This window comes from Rhizobium sp. CB3090 (assembly GCF_029714285.1).
In the GTDB taxonomy this organism is placed as follows: domain Bacteria; phylum Pseudomonadota; class Alphaproteobacteria; order Rhizobiales; family Rhizobiaceae; genus Rhizobium.
Map to the genome: position 1 here is coordinate 204,627 of NZ_CP121662.1, position 15,248 is coordinate 219,874.

Below are 15,248 nucleotides of genomic sequence, written 5' to 3' on the forward strand. Positions count from 1 at the left end.
CCGGCAGCTCGGTGGGGACGATTTTGGCGCAGGATTCGCCGTCAGATCAGGCAGGACGGGCGCAGGCAGGCAGCCTTCGCGACCGCTTGCGTTTTGCTGGTCTCGATGCCGAGCAATGCGAAATCGTGCGCCGTAACCGGCCGATGCTGGACGCGCATCTGAAAGCCGGCCTGCGCGATCTCTTCCATCGCCTTCAGACTTTTCCGGACGCTGCCCGCAATTTTAACAGCGAAAGCCAGCTCGAACGGCTGCAGGACCTGCAATCCTCGCACTGGGGCGTGCTGACGGACGCCCGTTTCGACAGTCTCTATGCCGAGCGCGTCAAGGTTCTCTCCGATACCGAAAGCAAGATGGGGCTCGACCCGCGCTGGCACGTCGCCGGTCATGGCGTGGTGCTGGAGCATGTTCTCGCCGGTATCGTCGAGGAGATGGGCGGCCGCGCCATCCTGCCCGGCACCAAACGCCGCGCCCGTGAAATGGGCGAGCTGATCACGGCTGCCGTCCGCCTCGTCATGGTCGACGTCGAAATCGCCGTGTCCTTGCGCTTCAACGAGCTGCGGCTCAGCCATCAGCGGGCGCTTGCCGAACAGCGGAGCTCCGATCATGCCGAAGCTGTCGGTCTCTTTGCCGATGTCATTCGCAGCCTCGCGGAGCGTGATCTGACCGTCCGTCTACCCGCGAACGGCCCGGAGGCCTATGCCGACCTGGCCCAGGCGCTGAATGCTGCTCTGGATGACATCCAACAGCAATTTGCGGCGCTGTCCGGCAGGGTGCAGGCGGCCGACGCGGCGGCGGATGCGATCGCGCGCGATTCCCGCTCCCTTGCCCAGAATTCCCTGCAGCAATCCCATGGGCTTGCTGCATCGGCAAAGCAACTCGCCGAACTGGCGGATCAGGTTCGCAGCAATGCGGCGAGCACCCGGTCGGCCGAGCGCGCCGCCGCATCCACCCGTGTTGCGGCCGAGGACAGCGGCCGGGTCGTCGGTCAGGCAATTTCCGCGATGGCCGATATCGAAACGTCGGCGGAAAAGATCGGCCAGATCATCGGCGTCATCGACGAGATCGCTTTCCAGACCAATCTGCTGGCGCTCAATGCCGGTATCGAAGCCGCGCGCGCCGGCGACAGCGGCCGCGGCTTTGCCGTCGTCGCCCAGGAAGTCCGCGCGCTTGCCCAACGCTCCGCCGATGCCGCCCGCGAGATCAAGGTGCTGGTGACGGGCACCAAGGCACAGGTCGATGCCGGCGTGCAGATGGTCGGCCGCACACAGGAGGCGATCGGCGGCATCGTTCGCCAGGTAACCGATATCAACGATGCCATTTCCGGCATTGCAGCCGCCACCGATGAGCAGGCAGCCGGCCTGCGCACGGTGACGACAGACATCGGCGGCTTCGGCGAACGCGCCGCTGCCACCGAAAGCCTTGCCCGTCGCTCGAACGAAGGCGCGGATCATCTTCATACCGTCATCCTCGACCTCGGCCAGACGATCCGCGAATTCCGCCTTGAGCGCGAGCGTCGCCATGCGGCTGTGCAGCGCCCGGTGACTGCCGTGCAACGTTTGCCGGTCGCCCAGCGCGACGAAGGGTTTGCAGGGCGTGACGAGGACAGCGCCGCCGAATTCGATTTTCCGCTTCGCAGGGCCGGGTTTGGAGGCGAACGGAATGCTTACTGACATCTCTATTTTATGCGCATGCGGGCTGTGTGACCCGATTTCAGGCAACAAGGAATAAAGCGATGCCGAGCAGGAAGGGCGAAAAGACAATCAGTCTGGCTGCGGTGCTGGACCTCAATGAAGCCTCGACGCTTCGCGGCAAGTTGATGGGGCTGCGCGGCAGCAACGTCGTGATCGATGCATCCGGCGTCGAGAGGATCGGGGCCTTGTGCGTCCAGGTCATCATGGCCGCCGCCAAGACTTGGAATGAAGACAAGCTGTCCTTCACCTTTTCGAAGGTATCGGACGCATTTCAAAAAACGATGCAGTTGATCGGCGTGGACATCGATCACCTGCTTGCCAAGGAGATCCGGCAATGAAGAAAAAAGTACTGACCGTGGATGATTCACGGACGATTCGAAACATGCTTCTCGTCACCCTCAATAACGCTGGCTTCGAGACCATCCAGGCCGAAGACGGTGTCGAGGGTCTCGAGGTTTTGGAGGAAGCCAATCCCGACGTCATCGTCACCGACATCAACATGCCTCGCCTTGATGGCTTCGGCTTCATCGAGGGCGTGCGCCGCAACGACAAGTACCGGGCCATCCCGATCCTGGTGCTGACGACCGAAAGCGACGCTGAAAAGAAGAACCGTGCCCGCCAGGCTGGGGCGACGGGCTGGATCGTCAAACCCTTCGATCCCGCCAAACTGATCGATGCCATCGAGCGTGTAACCGCTTAAACAGGATCTGTTCCTATGGATATGAACGAAATCAAAGAGATTTTCTTCCAGGAGTGCGAGGAGCAGCTCGCCGAACTGGAATCCGGTCTCCTGAAAATGAATGATGGCGACCGGGATCCGGAAACCGTCAACGCTGTCTTCCGTGCCGTTCATTCCATCAAGGGTGGGGCAGGGGCTTTCGGTCTGGATGACCTTGTCGCCTTTGCCCACGTCTTCGAGACCACGCTCGATTGTGTTCGATCCAACAAACTGGAGCCGACCCAGGATGTCCTGAAGGTCATGCTCAAGGCCGCCGACGTTCTGGCTGACCTGACCAATGCCGCCCGTGACGGCGGCAGCGTCGATCAGGCCCGCAGCAAGGGCCTGGTCAAGGAACTGGAAGCGCTGGCCCACGGCGAATTGCCGTCTGCATCGGCTGCCGCCGAAGCCGCGCCGAAGCCCGCAGCACCGGCCCCGACCGCCGTCAAAGCCGCGCCCGCCCCAACGGATGACAGCGGCTTTCAGCCGATCCCCTTCAGCTTCGACGATGATTTCGGTGGCGACGAAGCGCCTGCGGGCATGCCGGAATACGAAGTCAGCTTCAAGCCGCGCTCCGATCTCTACGCCAAGGGCAACGATGCCACGCTGTTGCTGCGCGATCTCTCGCGCGTCGGCGAGATGAGCATCCATTGCAACATGGACGCCCTGCCGGGCCTCGATCAGCTCGACCCTGAGGGCGCCTATTTCAACTGGACGATTTCGATCAAGACGGACAAGGGTGAAGACGCCATCCGCACGGTCTTCGAATTCGCCGAATGGGATTGCGAGCTCGATATCCGGCGAATCGAAGACGCCACTGCCGGCAGCGATGAAGAACTGCCGATGGTCCCTGTGCCCTTCGATCTCTCCGTTCTCGACGGCGACGAACAGGCTGTCGAAACTCCCGCGGAAGCGCCGAAGCCGAAAAGCGATGCGGCTGTCGCCGTTGCCGCCGCTGAAACGGCAAGCAATGTCACGCAGCTTGCCGCTGCCGCCGCTCGTGTCGAGAAGAAGGAAGCCGCGGCAGCCGCCGCCGCCGCCAATGCCGCTGCGCAGAACAATGCCGCCGCCGGCGCCGGCCAGACCATCCGCGTCGATCTCGACCGTGTCGACCGGCTGATCAACCTCGTCGGCGAGCTCGTCATCAACCAGGCGATGCTGTCGCAGAGCGTCATCGAGAATGACAATAACGGCGCATCGTCGATCAATATGGGCCTCGAGGAGCTGCAGCAGCTCACCCGCGAGATCCAGGACAGCGTCATGGCGATCCGCGCGCAGCCGGTGAAGCCGGTCTTCCAGCGCATGTCGCGCATCGTCCGTGAAATCGCCGATATGACCGGCAAGTCGATCCGCCTGATCACCGAAGGCGAAAACACCGAAGTCGACAAGACGGTCATCGACAAGCTGGCTGAGCCGCTGACCCACATGATCCGCAACGCCGTCGACCACGGCGTCGAAACCCCGGAAAAGCGCACGGCGCTCGGCAAGAACCCGGAGGGCACGGTTCGCCTGACGGCAAAGCACCGCTCCGGCCGTATCCTGATCGAACTCGCCGACGACGGCGCCGGCATCAATCGCGAAAAGGTGCGCCAGAAGGCGATCGACAACGATCTGATCCCCGCCGATGCCAACCTCTCGGACGAGGAGATCGACAACCTGATCTTCCTGCCGGGCTTCTCGACGGCCGATAAGATCTCCGACATTTCCGGCCGCGGCGTCGGTATGGACGTCGTCAAGCGCTCGATCCAAGCACTCGGCGGCCGCATCAATATCAGCTCGAAGCCGGGACACGGCTCTGTGTTCACCATGAGCTTGCCGCTGACGCTTGCCGTCCTCGACGGCATGGTGGTGACGGTAGCCGGCCAGACGTTGGTCGTGCCGCTCACCGCAATCGTCGAGACCCTGCAGCCGGAAGCCTCCGCGATCCATTCCTTCGGCGCCAACCACCGCCTGATCTCGATCCGCAACAGCTTCTGCCCGCTGGTCGATGTCGGCCGCATCCTGAACTTCCGCGCCACACAGGCCAATCCGGTCGAAGGCGTCGCGCTGCTGGTGGAATCGGAAGGCGGCGGACAGCGCGCTCTGATGGTCGATGCCATCCAGGGCCAGCGCCAGGTCGTCATCAAGAGCCTCGAAGCGAACTATACGCATGTTCCCGGCATTGCCGCCGCGACCATCCTGGGTGATGGGCGCGTTGCTCTGATCCTCGACGTCGATGCCGTGGTCGGCGCCTCCCGAGGGCAGTCGCTGAAGGCTGAAATGTCATACGCAGCAGCAGGTTGAGCCTATGTCCTACGCCGTCAAGAACCTGACCCAGGGTGCCCGTGAGCTGATTGCCTTCCGCATCGGCGATCAGGAGTTCTGCGTCGATATCATGTCGGTTCGTGAAATCCGCGGCTGGACGCCGGCGACGGCCATGCCGCATGCGCCGGCCCATGTCCTTGGTATTATCAACCTGCGCGGCGCCGTCTTGCCGATCGTCGATCTCTCAGCCCGTCTCGGCATGAAGCGCGCCGAGCCGACCGCGCGCCATGTGATCATCGTGGCGCAGGTCAAGCGCAAGGTCGTCGGCCTGCTGGTCGACGCCGTGTCCGATATTCTGACGGTAACCGACGACAATATTCAGCCTACGCCGGAAGTGTCTTCCGACTATGAGCGGCAGTTCGCGCGCGGCATCCTGGCGATCGACCGGCGCATGATCTGCCTTATCGAACTCGAAACCCTGTTCCCGGACAGCGAAAGCGAAGCTGCATGAGCATGATGGGAGCGACAGATTTCAGGGCATCCCCGGACGAGGTGCTGGCCAGCGGCGAATATCCGCTGACCCGGCGCGATCTTTCCGAAATTGCCGCCATGATCTACTCGGACGCCGGAATTTCTCTCAACGAGACCAAAGCCTCGCTGGTCTATTCGCGGTTGTCGAAGCATATCCGCGCGCTGGGCTTGCCGGGCTTTCGCGATTATTGCCTGCTGGTCTCCTCGCCGGCGGGGGCGGCGGCGCGGCGCGAGATGCTGTCGCATCTGACGACGAATTTCACCCGCTTTTTCCGCGAGAACCATCATTTCGATCATCTGCGCGACGAGGTTCTCCCCGGCCTTCTGGCGCGCGCCAAGGGTGGTGGCCGTGTTCGCATCTGGTCGGCAGCCTGCTCCGACGGACAGGAGCCCTATTCCATAGCGCTCACGGTTCTGTCGCTGCTGCCGAATGCCGCCGATTTCGATTTCAAGATTCTGGCGACGGATATCGATCCGAAGATCCTCGGCCTTGCGCGCGCGGGCGCCTATGACGAGACTTCGCTCGAAACGGTGTCGCCTGCCATGCGCAAGCAATGGTTCCAGGAAGTCGATATCCAGGGACGCCGCAAGTTCCAGATCGACGATCGCGTCAAACGGTTGATCACCTTCAACGAGTTGAACCTGATGGCGCAATGGCCGTTCAAGGGCATGTTCGACGTCATCTTCTGCCGCAACGTCGTCATCTATTTCGACGAGCCGACGCAGACGAAGATCTGGTCTCGCTTCGCCGGCCTGCTGCCGGAGAGCGGCCATCTCTATATCGGTCATTCCGAGCGTGTCTCCGGCGAGGCCAAGCACATCTTCGACAATATTGGCATCACTACCTATCGCCGTCTTGCCAATGCGACCGGGAGGAAAGCATGAGCGCTCCCGCCCGTGTTCTTGTCGTCGATGACTCCGCCACCATGCGCGGCCTGATCACAGCCGTCCTGCGTTCCGATCCGGAGGTCGACGTCATCGGCCAGGCCGGCGACGCCATGGAAGCGCGCGCTGCGATCAAGGCGCTCAATCCCGACGTGGTCACGCTCGATATCGAGATGCCGAACATGAACGGTCTCGATTTCCTCGAAAAGATCATGACGCTCAGGCCCATGCCGGTCATCATGGTATCGACCATGACGCATCGCGGCGCCGAGGCGACCCTGGCAGCCCTTGAAATCGGCGCTTTCGATTGCGTCGGCAAGCCTGCTCCGGGCGAGCCGCGTCCTTTCGGCGATCTGGCGGAAAAGGTGAAGGCGGCCGCCCGTTCGCAGCGGCAATATACAAAGGCTGCCGCCGAGCATGCTCCGCCGCCCGCGGTCGCGGATTTCCGTGTCGGCCGCAAGATCGTCGCGATTGGTTCGTCCACCGGCGGCGTCGAAGCATTGATCGCGGTCCTGCAGAAATTCCCGGCCAATTGCCCGCCGACCGTCATTACTCAACACATGCCGCCAAGCTTTACCCGTAGTTTTGCTGAACGGCTCAATCGCCTCTGTGCGCCCATGGTGCAGGAGGCGACCGATGGCGCACGGCTGGAAATCGGCAAAATCTACCTGGCGCCCGGCGGCGATCGGCATTTACAGGTCGCCAATGCATCAGCGCCGCATTGCCGCCTGGTCGACCGCGGGCCTGTCAACGGCCACCGTCCTTCCGTGGATGTACTCTTCGATTCGGTTGCCGAGCTCGCCGGTCGCAACGCGGTCGGCGTCATCCTGACCGGCATGGGGCGCGACGGCGCCGCCGGCCTTCTCAAGATGCGCCACGCCGGCGCACGGACCATCGGCCAGAATGAAAAGACCTGCGTGGTCTATGGGATGCCGAGGGTCGCATTCGAACTTGGTGCAGTCGAACAGCAGTTTCCGCTGAACGCCATTGGCGAGGAAATATTGAAAGTAACAGCCGCCCGCAAGGAAGGGAGCGAATAATGTCTCTAGCGGAGAAAATCAAAGTTCTGATCGTCGACGATCAGGTCACCAGCCGTCTGTTGTTGAGCGACGCGCTGACGCAACTGGGTTTCAAGCAGATCACTGCTGCCGGTGACGGTGAGCAGGGCATGAAGATCATGGAGCAGCAGCCGCATCATCTGGTGATCTCCGACTTCAACATGCCGAAGATGGATGGTCTCGGCCTGCTACAGGCCGTGCGCACCAATCCGACGACGAAGAAAGCGGCCTTTATCATTCTCACGGCGCAGGGCGACCGTGCGCTGGTGCAGAAGGCCGCCCAGCTCGGTGCCAACAACGTTCTCGCAAAGCCCTTCACCATTGAAAAGATGAAAGCGGCAATCGAGGCCGTGTTCGGAGCATTGAAATGATCGTTGAGGGTGCTGCCCGTCGCGTGCACATCATTCAGGGCGAGTACAAGGTCATCAACGACCCGGACGTGGTTCTGTCGACCATTCTCGGCTCGTGTGTGGCGGCGTGCTTGCGCGATCCGATCGCGGGCGTCGGCGGCATGAACCATTTTCTGCTGCCGGGAACGGCCGCTTCGCCGACGAGCGGTGGCGACGCGACGCGTTATGGCGTGCATCTGATGGAGCTTCTGATCAACGGTCTCCTGAAGCAGGGTGCGCGCCGTGACCGGCTGGAGGCGAAGGTCTTTGGCGGTGCGAAGACGATTGCCACCTTCTCCAATGTCGGCGAACAGAATGCTGCCTTCGCCATGCAGTTCCTGAGGGATGAAGGCATTCCGGTCGTCGGCTCCAGCACCGGCGGCGAGCATGGACGCAAGATCGAATATTGGCCGATCTCCGGCCGTGCCCGGCAATACCCGTTGACCGGCGCCGAAACGCAGAAGACCGTGGCTCTGGAACAGCGCCCCGTTGCAGCCCCGAAGCCGGTCGACAACACGATCGAATTTTTCTGATCAATGAGGACTACCTGATGACCACCATCCCGCGTGCCGAAGCATCCGCCATGCAGGAGGCGCTTCCCGCGATCCTCATGCGCATCGTCTCGGAATTGCACGATGTTGCCTACCTGATCGAGCGCATTGAGCCGCAACTGCTCGATCTCGGTGGCATCAACATACTGGAATCCCCCGACTCCATGAAGGTCATGCAAGGTATCGATCTCGCTGTGCAGAAGACGCGGGGCATTGCCGAGTTCATCGACACCATCACCGGCGGCATGCCGGAAGGCTGGATGGTCGATGTTGCCACGGCGCTGAGCCTGGTCAAGCTGGCCGAAATGCAGAAAGCTCTCGGCGGCAGCGGTCGCCATGGACATTCTCAACCCTTGGCCAAGGCCGCAGGCGATTTCGATTTCTTCTGATGGGAAGCGCCGGCGCCTGATATTGTTTTTCCTATATTATCTCGGATAATTTTTTTGACTTATTGATTTTTCCTGCCCGGACGAAACGCTCGCACAAGTTTCGATTTCTATTTTCGCTGCAGGGCACAAAGCCATCAGGTCTTTGACGAATCGTGCGAGAACAGAATGAATCTGTTAAATCAATTAGTTCCCCTGTTCAGGAATCTGCAGAACCTGGGGAGGACACGCCTGCTGATCATGGCGGGCGTCGGCGTCGTTTCGATGGCGCTGATTCTGTTTGCAGCCCTCTACGTCAATAAGCCTGCCCAGGAAACGCTCTATGTAGGCCTGGATGCAACCGATCTGAACCAGATCAGCATAGCACTTGCCGAAGCCAATATCGGATTCCAGGTGGGCACGGACGGCACCAGCCTGACCGTCCCGGCCGGCATGACCGGAAAGGCGCGCCTGCTTCTCGCCGAGCGCGGCCTGCCGAACAGCACCAATGCCGGCTACGAGCTCTTCGACAATGTCGGATCCCTCGGCTTGACCTCCTTCATGCAGGAAGTGACCCGCGTGCGTGCGCTCGAAGGCGAAATCTCTCGTACGATTACGTCGATCGCGGGTATCAGCGCCGCACGGGTCCACATCGTCATGCAGGATGTCGGCAACTTCCGAAAAGCGGACCAGAAACCCACGGCGTCGGTCATGATCCGAGCGAATGCCGAAGCGGCGCGTAAATCAGCCCAGGCCATTCGTCATCTCGTCGCCTCTGCCGTTCCCGGCCTGGAGGTCGACGACGTCACGATTCTCGATTCCACCGGCCAGTTGCTGGCCTCGGGCGACGATCCGAGCAATGGCGCGCTGAACCGCAATCTCGGCATCGTGCAGAATGTTCAGGACGAGGTCGAATCGAATATCAATAAGGCGCTCGCCCCATTCCTCGGCATGGACAATTTCCGCTCCAGCGTGACGGCGCAGCTCAACACCGACAGCCAGCAGGTGCAGGAAACCACCTACGATCCGGATTCGAAGGTCGAGCGCTCGGTGCGCACCACGAAGGAAGCGCAGAAATCCCAGCAGCGCCAGTCGGATACGGCAGCGACCGTCGAGCAGAACATCCCGCAGGCTGCCCCGCAGTCCGGTGGCAACGGACCGACATCGAACGACCAGTCCGACAAGCGCGAAGAACAGACCAACTACGAAATCAATAGCAAGACGACTGCTACGACCCGCAACAGCTACCGCATCGAGAAGCTTTCGGTGGCCGTGGTGGTCAACAAGGGTCGCATTGCCCAGATGGTTGGCCAGCCGGCCGATCAGGCGAAGATCGACGCCTATATCGCCGAGATGCAGAAGATTGTCGCGACCGCCGCCGGGCTCGATACGAGCCGTGGTGACGTGGTGACCGTCAATGCGATGGACTTCCTCGACAATCAATTGCTCGACGACACCTCTTCAGGTTTCAGCATCATGGATATGCTGAGCCGCAACATGGCCGGCATCATCAATTCGGCTGCCTTCGTCGCTGTAGCCTTCCTTATCGTCTGGATGGGCTTCCGTCCGCTGATCCGCTCGCTCGGCGGCGGTGCGGCCGGTGGTGCGGCCCTGCCGGAGGCGGCGGGCCTGGAATTGCCGGATTTCGCTCCTGCCGTTGGCGGACCGGGTGCCGCGCTGATGGACGGCTTCGGCTCGGACTTCGGCTTCGACAGCACCGACGATCTGCTGACGATGGGCGAGGATGGCGGCACCTTCAATCGCCGCGTCAAGGAAGGGCCGGAACGCCGCCTCTCGCGCATGGTGGAAATCAGCGAGGAACGCGCCGCGAAGATCCTCAGAAAATGGGCCGTAGACAACGCCGCCTGATTGAAAAGACCGGGAGATGTTCCCGGTCTTTTCATATTGTCGCAAGGAGCGCGGCTTGATCATGCCAACTCTGGGTTACCGCAAAGATTTGATTCAATTCAATCTAGCGAAATCGAATGAGAGGACATGTTGGAAGGTACAGTCCGCCGGGAAATTTCATTGCTGGGTAGAAAGAATCGACCTACAATCATCATACCTATCCGGAATTGCGTCGAAGCGGCGCGAATCAGGTCATGAAATCCGCGTTTGGTAAATTCAGAGAATTTTGAGATGCCGATGCGCGGGCAAATCAGTCTATAGTCGGTGATTGGGATTTCGGCGATTCGCGCCAATGCGATTGTCGAAATTGAATTTATGTATAGCGCGCTTACCGCCTCCTACGTCCGTAAGGAGTCGTATAGGACGGAGTAGCGAGTTGAGTTGGCGCAGGCGCCTTTTGAAGATCGATGCCATCTTCGAGGCTTATGCGTCGAGTCCAGACCGAGCAATGCTCTCGTTGGTGTTCGAGCGCCTGACAGCAGCAGGAAATGCAAAAATGGACATGCAGATATTGCAGGGGAGCAAGGGCGAGAAGGATATGCGATTGGCCGCGTCCGCCAATGGCATGTCGCGCGACCAGCTCCTTCAGCAATTGAGCGCCATTGCCGGCCCGGCCTATCTCCAATCCGGCCTGCGTGTGCTGACGGACTATGTCGGTGCCTCACACTATCTCCTGGCCCGCTGCGACCTGATCCAGGAGAGCGGTCTCGATTTTGTGGTGTCCTCCAATTGGCCTTTCGATCTCGTCCGGCGTCTTGCTTCCGAAATCACCAGCGGCTACGGCCGCACCGGCGAGTTTGAGAAATGCATGTCGCTGTTCCAGCCGAATTTCGCATATCTGCCTAATGATGTTGAGTTGCCGGAGGGCGTCAGCCGCCAATATTGTTCGCTGACCTTTAATGTTGGGCGCACGCGCTTCTCGCTGATGCTGCTTGCCCGTGACGGCCTGTTGCTACCGCCCGAGCGGCTGCGTGACGCGGGGCTGCTGTCGGGTTACTTCGCGAGCTTCACGCGCTGCGTGGAGGGCAAGTCCGAGCGCGATTTCGATCTTACCGAGCGCGAACTTGAATGTTTGTTTTGGATCGCAGAGGGCAAGACGAGCGACGAGATCGCCATGATCCTCGGCATCTCGCGCAACACCATCAACAACTACATCACCAGCGTCATGCGGAAGACCGCGACCAAGACGCGATCGGAAGCGATCGCCTTTGCTGTCAGAAACAACCTCGTTTGAAAGCCCAATGGATGCGATATCAGCCGGTTAGGACGACGGACACGCCAAGCGAAGCGAGGCTCGGCCGTTCGCATCGGATATCGAGCCGGTCTGATCTCTTCCCGAAACTGGTGTCGATGCAGAAGCTGATCGACGCGCAGAATTTTGCCGTTTATCGCCTCAGCGGCTCCGGCCTGCCGAGCAAGCAGCGCCTGGTCTGCGAGCTGGAAAACTGGGGCTCGACCAATACCGTCGTCAACAAGGCTTTCGTCGAAGCCTATGGCGAGGCGATGATCGAGCATATCGAGAAGTCGCTGCTGCCGCTGATGTGGAACGGCCGTGACAGCGACAGCACGGCTGAGACGCCCGACTTTGCCTCCTTCACCCAGCGTCTGAAACCGCATCTCCTGCCGTTTGCCGGCGTCGCCTTTCCGGTGCGCCTGGGATCGGTCGGCAACGGCTATGTCGTGTTTGCCGCGAAGTTCATGGATCTGGCGAGCGATATGATCGTCGAGCTGCATGGCCGTAGCTGCCAGATCATGATGGATCTCCTGTCGCTCGACGAACGCCGGTCGCCCGCCGCTGAAGCGCTGAGCGAACGGGAGATCGCCTGTCTGCAGCTTGCCGGCGATGGCCGGATCAGTGAAGAAATAGCCGAAAAGCTGGGATTGTCGGTGCATACCGTCAACGCCTATCTCGGTTCGGCGACGATCAAACTCGACAGCGTCAACCGCATCCAGGCAATCGCGAAAGCGATCCGCTTCGGGTATATCAGCTAAAGCGCCATACGTTCACAGGAAGGCATGAAGTCCAGCTCCCGTCTCTTGAATTGGAGCATCCCATTCGTTGTACGGATAAGACCTTCCCTGGAATTGTAGGAAAGCAAAAGGATGGTGCGGTTCTGCGCCTTCCTGAAAGGCCGGACCGCACCGACGCCGAGATCCCTCAGCGGATATTTCATCATGAAATTTGAGATGGTTTGAGCCTTTTTCAGGCTGCGCGCATCGTTCCGCCGATCGCGTAGCGGGCATCCCGCAGGCTGCGGGCGAGGAGTGCGGTGTTCTCGTCCGGATCGGCCGAGGCCTTTTCGAAGGCGATATGGTTGATCTCGATGCCGGCATGATGTTCGGCGAGCGCTAGCTTGGCATAGACCGTGACGCCACGCGGTTTGATTTCGAGGTCGATGGTGACTTCCGCCGGCCCGCCCCATTCGAGTTTGTAGTCGCCCCCCAGGCCGAAATTGACCGTGCCCGGATGGAAATAAAGCTCAGCCGCCGAAGCCACGAGGTCGGCGAGATTGCCGTAACGCTCGAAGCGCAGCAGCGAAATCAGATCGGCCGCGTCGAGAAGCCGCAATTCACTGGCGACCGGACTGATGGCCTCAGCCAGAATTTGTTCACGTTGGGCAGAGTAGGGGGATTTTTTCATTCGATTTATCGTACCCGTTTTCTATTCGACTGCGCGGCATAGATCCTATGAATCAGTTCTGCGACGGCCTTGTAAAACACTGACGGGATGACACTATCTACCGAGACTTGCGCAAACATGGAGCGCGCGAGTGGCGGATCTTCGAAGACGGGGATGCCGTTTGCTTCGGCGATCTCCCTGATTTTGAGGGCGATAAGGTCCTGCCCCTTGGCAACGACGACGGGCGCGTCGTTTTCTTCCCGGACATAGCGCAGCGCTACGGCAAAGTGGGTCGGATTGGCGATGACCAGGGTGGCGCGCGGCACCTGCTTCATCATGCGCCGGCGGGCACGATCGCGGGCAATCGAGCGCTGGCGCGATTTGACGATCGGGTCGCCCTGGGATTGCTTGTGTTCTTCCTTGACCTCCTGCTTCGTCATTTTCAACTGATCGACCCAGTGATAGCGGGTCCAGAGCACGTCGCCGATGCCGACGACAGCGGTCGCCAGGAGCACGATGGTCAGAATTTTCTGAACGATGGTCGACAGCCGCACGAAGATCGTCTGCGGATCGGAGACCAGCGAATCGATCGCATGGAAGAATTGGCCGCGCAGCACAAAGAACATGATGATGCCGACCACGAAGATCTTGGCAAGCGACTTGCCGAATTCCACAAGGCCCGACGTGCTGAAAATGCGGTTCCAGCCGGCCACCGGCGATATGCGGGAAAACTGCGGCTGGATACGATCGAGAACGGGAGTCGGCAGGTTCTGGAACAGCGAGGAACCGATGCCGAAGACGAAGAATAGCACGACGGCGGGCAGCAAGAGGTTGCCGACTTCCCAGCCGATGCGGATGAACAGGGAAATGACATCCGGCCCTGTCTCGAGTTGCCACTGATCGGGCTTTTCGAAAAGGTCGCGCAGCACCTCGCCCATGCGCCCGATGCGCGCCGGCAGGAAGAAGGTGACGTAGATGACGGTCGCAAGCATCGACGCGAAGAGCGTCGCTTCCCTGGAGTGAGGCACATTGCCTTTCTCCATCGTGTCGCGGAGTTTTTTCTCCGTCGGTTTTTCTGTTTTACTGTCCTTGTCTTCGTCAGCCAAAGCAGCCGTCCTTCATGAAACGGAAAGAGGCCGTGCATCATGCACGGCCTTGTTCTGAACAGTCTAAGACGATTTAGGTGAGTCGCGCTGAGGTCACGCGGCTTCTTCCACAGGCGTCTTGTCTTTTGCCTTGAGTTCGATCTGGCCGGAATTGGAAAGCCGGATGGCTTCCTGGGCGATGGCGCGCCGCGCGATGGCGATTTCGCGCGGATTGATGCCGGCATTGCTCATCTGCAGGTCGGATTCGATCATGCGGCGCTGACGCGGGCTGATCGAACTGAGCACGATCTCGCGAATCTCGTTGGACGAGCCGCGCAGCGCCATGGTGAGAATGTCGGACGCGATGTCGTTGAGCAGCATGACACGGCTCTGCTGCGGCATGAGCGTGAGGTCGTCGAAGAGGAAGATCTTCGGGCGGACCTTGTCGACCGATTCCTTGTTGAGCGTTTCCAGCGATGTGAGCAGCGTGTCGACCTGTGGCTTGTCCAGTTCGTTCATCAGTTCCGCCACCTTCGTCGAGCCGGCAGCATTGCGTTCGGCATCGATTTCGGCCATCAGCCCCAGCACGCGGTTTTCGATGATCTGCGCCGCCTTCGGGCTGACATCCTTGAGGTTGACGGTGCGGTTCATGATGTCGGCGCGTTGCGCTTCCGGCAGTTGCAGCAGAACCTTGGCGCCGAAGGAGGATGGCATCATCGACAGTACATAGGCGATGGTTTGCGGGTGCTCGCGCAGGAAGAACTTGGCGACGAAGGTCGGCTCCGCCTCGCCGAGGCGATCCCAGATCGAAGTTTCGTAAGCCTGGAAGGCCGTGCGCCGGCCAAGAAGGCTGTCGACCTCGTCGGGTGTCAGACCTTCCTCGAGGATGCTTTCGATCGCCTTGGCGTTGTCCATCAGACCCGCGCCTTCGGTGAAGAGATCCTCGAATTCCGCAACAAGCTGCGCCAGTTCGTCCGGCGGAATAAGCCTCAGCGATTGCGCAGAGGCGATGATGAGCTGCAATTCATGCTGCGTGAAATACTTCAGCAGCCGTCCCGCCACTTGCTTTCCCATGGCAAGAAGAACGGCTGCGGCTTTTTCAGCCTGAGTTAACGGTTTCTCGGTGAGCGCACCGCTGAAATCGTCAAAGTCCATCATGGTCTTCGTCTCCGTCCCGAACAGGGAGTGGGATTATTCTGAACT

16 protein-coding genes are annotated in these 15,248 nt (G+C 60.3%); 13 read left to right on the forward strand and 3 right to left on the reverse strand.

Translation table 11 applies throughout. The annotated features are described in order from the left end of the window. Positions 1–23: 23 nt before the first annotated feature. The 13 genes from QA646_RS00995 to QA646_RS01055 all read left to right on the forward strand — a co-directional run bounded on the left by QA646_RS00995 (position 24) and on the right by QA646_RS01055 (position 12,332). Entirely contained in the window at positions 24–1,670 is a 1,647-nt protein-coding gene (locus QA646_RS00995) for a methyl-accepting chemotaxis protein (RefSeq protein ID WP_283057081.1), read from the forward strand. A 62-nt stretch (positions 1,671–1,732) separates the two neighbouring features. Further along, complete coding sequence (locus tag QA646_RS01000; RefSeq protein WP_283057083.1) at positions 1,733–2,029, forward strand: STAS domain-containing protein; 297 nt, start codon at positions 1,733–1,735, stop codon at positions 2,027–2,029. Beyond that, positions 2,026–2,391 carry a chemotaxis response regulator CheY1 gene (gene cheY1 / locus QA646_RS01005; protein ID WP_028751177.1) on the forward strand — a complete coding sequence of 122 codons (366 nt, stop codon included), beginning with the start codon at positions 2,026–2,028 and terminating at the stop codon, positions 2,389–2,391. The genes QA646_RS01000 and cheY1 overlap by 4 nt, the downstream gene beginning before the upstream one ends. Before the next feature lie 15 nt (positions 2,392–2,406). Beyond that, positions 2,407–4,692 (forward strand): chemotaxis protein CheA, encoded by a 2,286-nt coding sequence (locus QA646_RS01010; protein WP_283057085.1) that lies wholly within the window; start codon positions 2,407–2,409, stop codon positions 4,690–4,692. A gap of 4 nt (positions 4,693–4,696) precedes the next feature. Next, positions 4,697–5,164 (forward strand): chemotaxis protein CheW, encoded by a 468-nt coding sequence (locus QA646_RS01015; RefSeq protein ID WP_283057086.1) that lies wholly within the window; start codon positions 4,697–4,699, stop codon positions 5,162–5,164. Continuing rightward, a complete protein-coding gene (gene cheR / locus QA646_RS01020; RefSeq protein ID WP_283057087.1) occupies positions 5,161–6,069 on the forward strand; it encodes a protein-glutamate O-methyltransferase CheR in 909 nt (302 codons plus the stop codon). Before QA646_RS01015 ends, cheR begins: the two co-directional genes overlap by 4 nt. Further along, positions 6,066–7,109: a protein-glutamate O-methylesterase CheB gene (gene cheB / locus QA646_RS01025; protein WP_283057088.1), complete on the forward strand. Its 1,044-nt coding sequence runs from the start codon at positions 6,066–6,068 to the stop codon at positions 7,107–7,109. The genes cheR and cheB overlap by 4 nt, the downstream gene beginning before the upstream one ends. Further along, the gene (locus QA646_RS01030; RefSeq protein ID WP_004128537.1) at positions 7,109–7,498 is read left to right on the forward strand and encodes a response regulator; all 390 of its coding nucleotides are present in this window, start codon (positions 7,109–7,111) and stop codon (positions 7,496–7,498) included. The genes cheB and QA646_RS01030 overlap by 1 nt, the downstream gene beginning before the upstream one ends. After that, complete coding sequence (cheD, locus tag QA646_RS01035; RefSeq protein WP_028751183.1) at positions 7,495–8,049, forward strand: chemoreceptor glutamine deamidase CheD; 555 nt, start codon at positions 7,495–7,497, stop codon at positions 8,047–8,049. Before QA646_RS01030 ends, cheD begins: the two co-directional genes overlap by 4 nt. Before the next feature lie 17 nt (positions 8,050–8,066). Next, positions 8,067–8,456: a hypothetical protein gene (locus QA646_RS01040; RefSeq protein WP_283057089.1), complete on the forward strand. Its 390-nt coding sequence runs from the start codon at positions 8,067–8,069 to the stop codon at positions 8,454–8,456. Positions 8,457–8,621: 165 nt separating this feature from the next. Next, positions 8,622–10,301 (forward strand): flagellar basal-body MS-ring/collar protein FliF, encoded by a 1,680-nt coding sequence (gene fliF / locus QA646_RS01045; protein ID WP_283057090.1) that lies wholly within the window; start codon positions 8,622–8,624, stop codon positions 10,299–10,301. A gap of 535 nt (positions 10,302–10,836) precedes the next feature. Then, on the forward strand, positions 10,837–11,574 hold the full coding sequence (locus tag QA646_RS01050; protein WP_283057091.1) for a LuxR C-terminal-related transcriptional regulator: 738 nt from the start codon (positions 10,837–10,839) through the stop codon (positions 11,572–11,574). Positions 11,575–11,585: 11 nt separating this feature from the next. Next, the gene (locus tag QA646_RS01055; RefSeq protein ID WP_283057092.1) at positions 11,586–12,332 is read left to right on the forward strand and encodes a helix-turn-helix transcriptional regulator; all 747 of its coding nucleotides are present in this window, start codon (positions 11,586–11,588) and stop codon (positions 12,330–12,332) included. 211 nt (positions 12,333–12,543) lie between these two features. Here the strand turns inward: QA646_RS01055 and QA646_RS01060 are convergent, their stop codons facing one another. From QA646_RS01060 to fliG, 3 genes are all read right to left on the reverse strand, one after another. Then, positions 12,544–12,981 (reverse strand): hypothetical protein, encoded by a 438-nt coding sequence (locus tag QA646_RS01060; protein ID WP_283057093.1) that lies wholly within the window; start codon positions 12,979–12,981, stop codon positions 12,544–12,546. 5 nt (positions 12,982–12,986) lie between these two features. Continuing rightward, positions 12,987–14,066, reverse strand: a complete 1,080-nt coding sequence (flhB, locus tag QA646_RS01065; protein WP_283057094.1) for a flagellar biosynthesis protein FlhB — start codon at positions 14,064–14,066, stop codon at positions 12,987–12,989. A 93-nt stretch (positions 14,067–14,159) separates the two neighbouring features. Beyond that, entirely contained in the window at positions 14,160–15,203 is a 1,044-nt protein-coding gene (gene fliG, locus QA646_RS01070; protein WP_283057096.1) for a flagellar motor switch protein FliG, read from the reverse strand. Between the last annotated feature and the right edge of the window lie 45 nt (positions 15,204–15,248).

Bases quoted from the DNA above. Each gene is read 5' to 3' on its own strand.
- QA646_RS01000 (WP_283057083.1), top strand. From the start codon at position 1,733: ATGCCGAGCAGGAAGGGCGAAAAGACAATCAGTCTGGCTGCGGTGCTG.
- cheY1 (WP_028751177.1), top strand. From the start codon at position 2,026: ATGAAGAAAAAAGTACTGACCGTGGATGATTCACGGACGATTCGAAAC.
- QA646_RS01010 (WP_283057085.1), top strand. From the start codon at position 2,407: ATGGATATGAACGAAATCAAAGAGATTTTCTTCCAGGAGTGCGAGGAG.
- QA646_RS01015 (WP_283057086.1), top strand. From the start codon at position 4,697: ATGTCCTACGCCGTCAAGAACCTGACCCAGGGTGCCCGTGAGCTGATT.
- cheR (WP_283057087.1), top strand. From the start codon at position 5,161: ATGAGCATGATGGGAGCGACAGATTTCAGGGCATCCCCGGACGAGGTG.
- cheB (WP_283057088.1), top strand. From the start codon at position 6,066: ATGAGCGCTCCCGCCCGTGTTCTTGTCGTCGATGACTCCGCCACCATG.
- QA646_RS01030 (WP_004128537.1), top strand. From the start codon at position 7,109: ATGTCTCTAGCGGAGAAAATCAAAGTTCTGATCGTCGACGATCAGGTC.
- cheD (WP_028751183.1), top strand. From the start codon at position 7,495: ATGATCGTTGAGGGTGCTGCCCGTCGCGTGCACATCATTCAGGGCGAG.
- QA646_RS01040 (WP_283057089.1), top strand. From the start codon at position 8,067: ATGACCACCATCCCGCGTGCCGAAGCATCCGCCATGCAGGAGGCGCTT.
- fliF (WP_283057090.1), top strand. From the start codon at position 8,622: ATGAATCTGTTAAATCAATTAGTTCCCCTGTTCAGGAATCTGCAGAAC.
- QA646_RS01050 (WP_283057091.1), top strand. From the start codon at position 10,837: ATGGACATGCAGATATTGCAGGGGAGCAAGGGCGAGAAGGATATGCGA.
- QA646_RS01055 (WP_283057092.1), top strand. From the start codon at position 11,586: ATGCGATATCAGCCGGTTAGGACGACGGACACGCCAAGCGAAGCGAGG.
- QA646_RS01060 (WP_283057093.1), bottom strand. From the start codon at position 12,981: ATGAAAAAATCCCCCTACTCTGCCCAACGTGAACAAATTCTGGCTGAG.
- fliG (WP_283057096.1), bottom strand. From the start codon at position 15,203: ATGATGGACTTTGACGATTTCAGCGGTGCGCTCACCGAGAAACCGTTA.